Annotated in this window: 2 protein-coding genes; both read left to right on the top strand. The window is 40.6% G+C overall.

The features are described 5' to 3' along the window. The first annotated feature begins 279 nt into the window (after nucleotides 1–279). Nucleotides 280–783 carry a hypothetical protein gene (locus AWU77_RS02175; RefSeq protein ID WP_062058586.1) on the top strand — a complete coding sequence of 168 codons (504 nt, stop codon included), beginning with the start codon at nucleotides 280–282 and terminating at the stop codon, nucleotides 781–783. A 57-nt stretch (nucleotides 784–840) separates the two neighbouring features. Next, the gene (locus AWU77_RS02180) at nucleotides 841–1,659 is read left to right on the top strand and encodes a hypothetical protein (RefSeq protein WP_062058589.1); all 819 of its coding nucleotides are present in this window, start codon (nucleotides 841–843) and stop codon (nucleotides 1,657–1,659) included. The last annotated feature ends 101 nt before the right edge of the window (nucleotides 1,660–1,760 follow it).

A 1,760-nucleotide genomic window follows, 5' to 3' on the forward strand; every position in this document is an offset into this window, starting at 1 on the left:
CCGCGATGAACTCGCGGCGCGCTTTTTTATAGGTGAATTTCTTGTGGGTGGATATAAAAAATAAATATTTATTGCAAATAAAAATAAAAATATTTTCAAATTAAAGAACCCTGTGACGCTTAAATGTGTAGCTTTACTCCTTCCGGGGGGGGGTAACGTACTGCTGCGATTTTGGCAAGGGAGTGAATGTAAATTCTAAGTCAGGTCGGCAGGTTTCTTCTTTCTTTCAGCCGCATAATTATTTAACAGTAATTTTTTGCTATTTTTGGAGTCTATTTTATGGAAAAAGTATTTGGTTTTGTTGTGCTAGTCGTCAGTTGTTTTTTATCATGTGCAAGTTTTGCTCAAATCGAAGAGACGACGACTTACGGTACCCCCATTAATTATGAACCGTTAAGCTTTGGTGATTGGAACTACATGGTAAATGGCATTTCCGCAGGGGCGGCGTCGCAAACAGCAGGTTCGGAGTATAGTAATTACAGGGCGGATCTTGCTAAAAAGAAATATTGTGCGCAATTAAAGGCAGATAGAGATACTTGCAGGTTGGATGTTCTTTCCATAAATGCAGGTGCTGTTAGTCAATGTACAACAGCGAAAAGCTATACAACTACCGGTCAAATCGGCGCTGACGGAAAAATCATCAATGGCAATGTGGCGGTAACCTATACGTTTGATAACAAGGATGATTGTTATCGTGTTACAGATGCCTATAAGGACGCTGCACTTGCAAGTTGCGATGCCATTTTTTCTAACAAAAAAGTACAGTCAGGTTTTTGTTATTAGTAGGCGAATTTTAGAATGCACCTTGTATTAGGTGCATTTTTTATTAGGGAGTTTTGGATGAAAAAATTTTCATTGATTGGGTTTATAGTTTTGGCAGTATCAGTCTCGATTTATGTCACTTTTCAAAGTGATCTGCCGGTGGATCAAAAAGTACTGCATCAAAAAGAAGGCTCGATGAATAGTTTTTCTAATTTAAGTGCAAGCAGTGCTTCTTCCCATTTACAAGATAATAAAACTCAAGATCACGCACAGGCTAGCGAGGAAAAACCACGTTGGGATAGTGGAGGTGTTGCAGGAACACCTGCAGAAGAAGAGGTTGTTCGTAAATGGGAACAGGACCGGGGTTACTTGTCTAAGGATAGGCAAAAACTGGGGGAATATAAAAGCTTAGATATTCCATCTCTCAAAATTATGATCGATAGCGGTGATCTCTTGGCGCAATCAGAGCTAATTCGGCGCTCTTATGGTGATGCGCGAACTGGTGAAATATACAAGGCGTTAGCAATGGGTTCGACTGAAGCGGTTATGAGCTTGGGGCTCGAACTTGAAGGAGCTTATGAAGAAAAGGTGGAAGCAGGCGATGAAAGTAATGCGTTGGTTAATGAGATTTTTGCAGTTTATGAAATGGGTGCACAAAGAGGGGATCGATACAGTCAAATAGTGCTTCAGAATGACTTCATTAAAAAACACAATATACAGCTCACGGAAGAAGATAAAAAAGCGATAAAGCAACGCGGCAAAGAGCTTTACGATGAAATTCAGCAGAAACGCTTTGCGTTGGGATTGGATGAGTTTGATAACACCGTTCCTTCTGAAGTTAGCAATTACTATGATAATTTATACAAATTTACCTACGAGGGGGCATTCAGGGACTGATCTCCGGTTCAGTGAAGATCCATAGTGATGTCACTTATGGCGTGGCCTGGATTATTTGACTATCTCCTAATTAAAAAAGCGCGCCGCGATGAACTCGCGGC

The sequence above is a fragment of the Cellvibrio sp. OA-2007 genome, from assembly GCF_000953825.1.
Classification (GTDB): Bacteria; Pseudomonadota; Gammaproteobacteria; order Pseudomonadales; family Cellvibrionaceae; genus Cellvibrio.

Bases quoted from the DNA above. Each gene is read 5' to 3' on its own strand.
- AWU77_RS02175 (WP_062058586.1), top strand. From the start codon at position 280: ATGGAAAAAGTATTTGGTTTTGTTGTGCTAGTCGTCAGTTGTTTTTTA.
- AWU77_RS02180 (WP_062058589.1), top strand. From the start codon at position 841: ATGAAAAAATTTTCATTGATTGGGTTTATAGTTTTGGCAGTATCAGTC.